Annotated in this window: 3 protein-coding genes and 1 pseudogene; 3 read left to right on the forward strand and 1 reads right to left on the reverse strand. The window is 64.5% G+C overall.

The window, feature by feature from the left end; translation table 11 throughout:
- Both GXH28_RS14985 and GXH28_RS14990 read left to right on the forward strand, forming a co-directional pair.
- Positions 1 to 932: YfhO family protein (locus GXH28_RS14985; RefSeq protein ID WP_169239830.1), on the forward strand; the 932-nt coding region annotated here is incomplete at its 5' end.
- On the forward strand, positions 929 to 2,884 hold the full coding sequence (locus GXH28_RS14990) for a hypothetical protein (protein WP_169239831.1): 1,956 nt from the start codon (positions 929 to 931) through the stop codon (positions 2,882 to 2,884). The genes GXH28_RS14985 and GXH28_RS14990, both read left to right, overlap by 4 nt.
- A gap of 287 nt (positions 2,885 to 3,171) precedes the next feature.
- Here the strand turns inward: GXH28_RS14990 and GXH28_RS14995 are convergent, their stop codons facing one another.
- Complete coding sequence (locus GXH28_RS14995) at positions 3,172 to 5,235, reverse strand: glycosyltransferase family 39 protein (protein WP_169239832.1); 2,064 nt, start codon at positions 5,233 to 5,235, stop codon at positions 3,172 to 3,174.
- Positions 5,236 to 5,338: 103 nt separating this feature from the next.
- Here GXH28_RS14995 and GXH28_RS15000 point away from each other — a divergent pair.
- Positions 5,339 to 6,063 (forward strand): annotated as a pseudogene (locus GXH28_RS15000) (hypothetical protein); the annotation flags it as partial.

Here is a 6,063-nt window from a genome sequence, read left to right on the forward strand (position 1 = left end):
CGCGTTTAGGCGCGATGCCGCGCCGGCTGTGGGGTGCCGTATTGCTCGGCCTCGTCATCTTCGACGTGTTTAGCGCCAACCGTTACACCGCCACCCAGCCCATGGCCGACCCTTTCCCACCCCATCCGCTGATCGCGCCGATCAAGCCGACCCAGCGACCGAACGGCTACTCGCGCGTGTATAACCACTTCGGCCTGCCGCTGAACGGCGCGTGCATCGCCGGCCTGAACGAAGTTGGCGGCGGCTCGCCTATTGTCCTGCGCGCCTACAAGTCGTTCTTAGACAACGCGCCCGAAGATGTGATGGTGAAGCTGCTCAACGCGCGTCATGCGGTGACCTGGCGCGGCGCTATGGAGACGCCGGAGGGCGTGATGATCCCGTGGTTTCTGCTGGCGCGAGACCGGTTCGAGGGCAAAGAAGCCAGCACTTACCGGCTGGATTGGGAACCGCAGACGTTCAACGGCGCATGGATCCCCAGTCGCATCACGTATGTCCCCTCCGAGACAGCGATGTATGCGCGCATGCGCGCGCCCGATTTCGACCCTTTTGCCGAGGCGATCCTAGTGCGTCCATCGGGCGAGGCGACGCTGCGCGGCGCCGATGGCAGCGCAGCCATTGAAGGCAAGTCGCCTGGCTACATTAAAGTCGCGGTTCATGTTGACGCGCCGGCGCTGCTCGCCGTCAGCGAGGCGTATCACTGGAACTGGGTGGCGCTAGTGAATGAACAAGCCATACAACCCGTCGCAGTCAACGGTGCGCTGCTCGGCGTGCCGATCCCGGCCGGCGCATTCAGTGTGGAGTTCAGCTATCGCCCGCTCGATCTCTATGCCGGCGGCGTTATCAGCGCGCTCACGGCGATAGTCATGGTATGGGCGGTTGCGTGGACGATGAGCTGGCGGGGCATCCATCCGAGCGCGCGGAGCACCGTATGAACGCAGAGGGCCGGCCCCGAGCGCAGCGCATCGCTGCGATGGCGCTGATCGCCGCGCCGACGCTCGCGTATATCGCCGCGCTGTTGTTCGATCCGGTGCGCACGCTCGTGCTTTGGGAACGCGCGACGCCGCCGTTGCGGCCGCTGTTGTTGCTCACGGCTGGCTTGGCGGCTCATGCGGCGCTCTCCCTGCTTATCTGGGCGCGCATGCCGGCGCGGTGCTCGCGCGGCCAGGCGGCGCTGCTGCTGGGCTACGTCGTGGCGGCCGGCTTGGCGCTGCAAACGGCAGCGATTCACATCGTCGAACCCTTCCCGCTGCGCGGCCTCGCCTTCCGACAATACAGCGATTTCACCGGCGGCTACTTCGGCGTGGGCGTGCGCGTGGACGACCTGGGCGCATGGTTGGGAAGCTTTGCGCAGGAGATGGAAAGCTACAACGTGCACGCCGAACGTCATCCGCCGGGGTTGCCGATGATCTTCTGGGTCGGTGTGCAGTTGATGCGCCCGTTGCGTGGTCTGGCCGAAGCGCTTGGCCCCACATTGCGCCCTTTGGCCTGCTTCGATTTGCGCGCGGCGACGCTCGACGATGTGCAGATCGCCGCCGGCTTGTTCGGCATTCTGATCGAGACTGCCCTCGCTTGGCTCACGCCGATTCTGCTCTTCGTCTTCGTCCGGCGAATCGCCGATGACCGCGCTGCAGCGACGGCGGCCCTGCTTTGCCCACTTGCCCCGGGCATGTTGATGTGGGCTTCGCAGTGGGATCGCGGCTTCGGCGTCTTCACGCTGGCCGGTTTGCTGCTGGTCGAGCAACTCGTCGCGCGGCCGCCGGCCATCAAGTCAACGGCGAGCGCTGTTGGGCTTGGCCTGACCTTGTCCATCGGCGCGCTGATGAGCTTCGGCAATTTGCCGATCATGATGATCTGCGGGCTGTATGCGCTCATCCGCATCTGGCAAACGGATCGCTTCCGGTCGCTGCCAGTGTGGGCGCTGCAAGGCGCAATCGTGATGGTCGGATTTGCGGCGCCCTGGGCAGCCATGATCCTGCTGACCGGGTTCGATTTGCCTGCCACCTACCAGACGGCTATGCGCATCCATCTGTCGCTGGAGCGCGACTACTGGCCATTTGTCGTCTGGCATCCGTGGGACCTCTTCACCTTCGCCGGCCTGCCGCTGGCAGCGATCGCGCTGCTCATGACGTGGCGTCGCGCGCCCGCGCTCACCTTTGCCTGGGTTGCGACGATCATGGCCCAGTCGCTGCTTCACGTCGCTCGCGGGGAGACCGGCCGAGTGTGGATGTACTTCGCGCCGGTCATCGTCGCACTGGCCGGCATGTGGATCACGCAACAGTCGGCGGCGAATGCGCCGGGCGATGCGCGGCCGGTTTCTTGGCCTCACATCTTCGTGACGGCTCTGATGGTCATTCAAGCGACCGCGCACATCGCCCTGCTGCGCGTGATCGGCTACGGCGCCGACCCGATCGCCGTGCCGAATGCGACGCTGCCGGCCGACTTGATCCCTACGGAGATTCGCTTCGAGCCGAACGGCGAGGCGCGGCTGCTCGGCTACACCCTGCCATCCAAGCTGACGCCGGGCCAGTCGGCCACGCTCAACTTGTACTGGGAGCTGGATAGCGACTTGCCGCTGCCGATTGCCCGCAAAGTCTTCGTGCATGTGGCCGACACGCCTGAGGATCAATACCGCATCGTCAACCAGGACGGCCGTCCGGCGAATTGGACGCTGCCCACGACGTGCTGGCTGCCCGGCCAGGTGATCCACGATCCGCACCATTTCACCGTCGCCGCCGACGCACGCCCAGGCGAGTACTACGTGCTGATCGGGCTATACGACGAGTTCACCGGCGAACGCGCCTTTGTGCACACGGCGCAAATCGCTGTGGCGAACGCCGTCGCGCTGCCGACGAAGATCACCATTGCGCCGGTGAGTGCTGAGTAAGCAAGAGGGCAGCAGCCCACCCCCGCGCGTAAGCGCACCACGACGCAACCGCCTTACTGCTATGTGATGGAGCCAAGCGAGATCAGGTCGTCGCGCGCCGGTTGGCTGCCTTAGCTTGCCGATGCGCAGCGTTAAGCGACGCAATCAGCCAGAATTCGTGACGACGCATCATCGCCGTAGAACGACTTTCCATTGGTCGAGCTGCCGACTGGGCATCGAACTGATCCAGACGCAAGATGGCGCGTGGGCTACCATGGCGCCCCGATGGGCGCGTGTCCGCGACAGCGTCAGCGCAGCTCGAACGTGTGCAACATCAGGCTGTCGCCGGCGGCGTCGTTGCGCGGGTCATCAATCGCGCGCCGCTGCATAGTTTGAGGATCATAAGCGCCGACGCGCACTTGATATGTGCCTGGCGGCAGCCCCTCCGGCAGCGTCACCCAGTGTGGGTCGAGCACGACCTCGCCGCGCTGCCAGCGCGAGAATGGGTACGCGCCATAGACCGGCTGAGTGTCGGCGGCCAGCACTACCTCGCCGGTGGATTGGTTCACGATGTGCAACAACACCGTATCGTCGGGGAGCGGCTCGGTTAGCGCCTGCCAGTAGAGCATGACGGTCACTTCGCGCTGTGCAGCAGCGTAGCGCACCTCGCCGCCCAGCAGCGCCACGCCGCTGGCGAGCTTGGCATTGCGTGGGCTGTCCAAGTTGGGCGCTGCAAAGTTGCGCGGGGCCGGCTGTGCCTCGTAGATGAGCGTGTGGGTGATGCCGTCGCGTTCGCGGATGACTGCCAATGGCGCAAGCTGCATGTGCGACTGCAGCGCTGCGCGCTCGAAGCGCTCCCAGTGACCGCCGAAAGCCGTTGTGTGCGGGGCGTGGAAGAGGTAGATGTGCTCCGGTGTTCTCAGAAGCACTTGGCTGAGCGCAGCGAAGCGCTCTGAGGGCTGCTGCGTATATTCGAACGCTTCGCGCATCCGCAAGCGGCCCTGGGTCAGCAAAGCAACACTCCGCTCGAAGCCCCAATCCATTGCAATCACGGGCCGGCCGGCAAAGTCAAGCTCCAAAGAAGCTGCAAGCCGATTGACCGCATCGGACCACAGCGCTCGACCGCCGGTTTGCTCAAAGAATTTCAAAACTGCCAGGTTGCCGCCCCAACCGTTCATCGTCACCAACAGGGTTGCGACAGCACTGACGACGCGCGCAGCAGGAGGCGCATGGCCACTTAAACCGTCCCCGATCACAACGGCGATGAGCAATATCACAAGCGGAAGCAAGATAAAAAGGTGCCGCCCACCGATCGAAGTGACGCTAAAGGTGGCAAGCGGTACGATCGCCACTACGCTGAGCAGCAGAAACAGACGCGGGGTGCTCGTGGGCGCAGGCGCGCCCCGTCGGCGTCGCAGCCATAGTGCTGTGTAGAGCAGACTGAAAGCAAACGCGACGCCTGTCAGTGGCAGAGGAGCTGGCGCGTTGAACTCGAGGGTGTCACCGCTGACTAGCCGAAAGAGTTGATCGGCCTGGAACCGCGTATTGGCGACAACATCCAAGTTGTTGTGGCCATAAAGCTGCGAGCGCAGCAGGTTTTGTGCGATGAAGCGCAGCGTGTCTCCCGCTGGGGTGTTGTGTGCGATAAACGGCAACCATCCCACGCAGAAAGCGGCCGTGCATCCCACCCAGACCCGCGCCGGAAGTGCGCGAAGCCGCTGTCGGTGTTGCCCTTGGCTAAGTTTGATGAGCGCAACGAGGGCAAGCGGCGCCAGTAACCAGAAAAACAACAACTTGGTCGTGCACCCAAGCCCGAACAAAAAGCAGGCTGCGATGAGCAGCCCAGGACGCCCTGAGCGGTGCCATGCTGTTAGGAGTAGCAGCACTCCCAGGGCAAGCGGCAACATGGGGGATGAGAAGAATGCGCCAGCGCGATGCCACCACACAAAAGTGGGGGATGTGGCGGCGAGCACGGCCGCCAGCGCCGCGACGCGATCGTCGAACCATGCGCGCGCCAGTGCCCAGGTAAGGAGCAGGGTGAGCACGCCGATCAACGTCTGCGCCAACCGCAGCGACTCAACGGAGACGCCGAACAGCGCGAAGCCGGCCAGGCTGGTGTAGATCGAGGTTGGGCCGATGTAGTGCAGCATCATGATCGGCACGGGCTGGCCGAAGACGCGGATCGTCTTCAGCGCGCTGGCCGGCCACTCGCCGCGCAGCAGCTCCAACGCCGGCACGGCGTCTGCCACTTCATCGTAATTTGGGCCGGGTAAGCTGAGGTTCGCCAGCGCAATGCTCAGATAGAGCACGCCGGCCAGGGCGAGCGCGAGAAACGATCGGAGCGCAGCGCAGTCGAAGCGGGACGAGGGCATGGGGTGGATCGAGCGCAAAGAATTGTACCGATGTGTGAACGCATTCCGTCACCCATATGGCAAAATCAGCGCGAAGCATGCCCGACCAACCCCGCTGCCTGCTATGGAACCTGCATCCCACGCCGAAGCGCGCCGGCTGATCGCGCCGTTTGCGGCAGCCGCGTTGGTCGTAGCGGTGGTCGCCTCTTACTGGCCCAGCCTATCCCTGCCGCTGTCATTCGATGACGCGTGGAGCGTGCGGATGGCGCGCGACTTCACGCTGTTCGACCTGTTCACGCGGACGCAAAATTTCGGCTATTACCGGCCGCTATATCTGGCCTACTACCGGCTGGCCGCCGCTGCCGGCGCATCCGGGCCGCTGCTCCTGCATGTCTTGTGCATCGTCGTCCATGCCGCCAACGCGCTGTTGCTGCTCAAATTCTTGCCCGCCATGCTAGGCCGGCAAACCGGCGGCATGGCGTTCGGCGTTGCCTTTCTCTTCGCGCTGAATCCGTTCGCCGTCCAGGCCGTGGCGCTCCCCGCCGGCCTGAACCACCTATTGGCGCTGCTGTTCATCCAACTGGCGATGCTGTGCTACACGCGCGCACGGCAGTCCGGCCCGACTCGGCAGCGCGCTGCGTGGTGGGGCGCTTGCCTCGGCCTATGCACGCTTGCGTTCCTCTCCAACGAAATCGGCCTGAGCGTCGCTGGCTTTGCGCTGGCCTACGAAGCGATCCGCGCCGTGCGAACCCGCCGGTGGGCGCGTGAGGCATGGTCGTTTCTGATCGTGGTCGGGCTGGCCGGCGCCTATGCCGTGCTTTACCTGTTCATTCCAAAAGGCGCGTCGCC

The organism is Candidatus Roseilinea sp. NK_OTU-006 (assembly GCF_012931985.1).
In the GTDB taxonomy this organism is placed as follows: Bacteria; Chloroflexota; Anaerolineae; order J036; family Brachytrichaceae; genus JAAFGM01.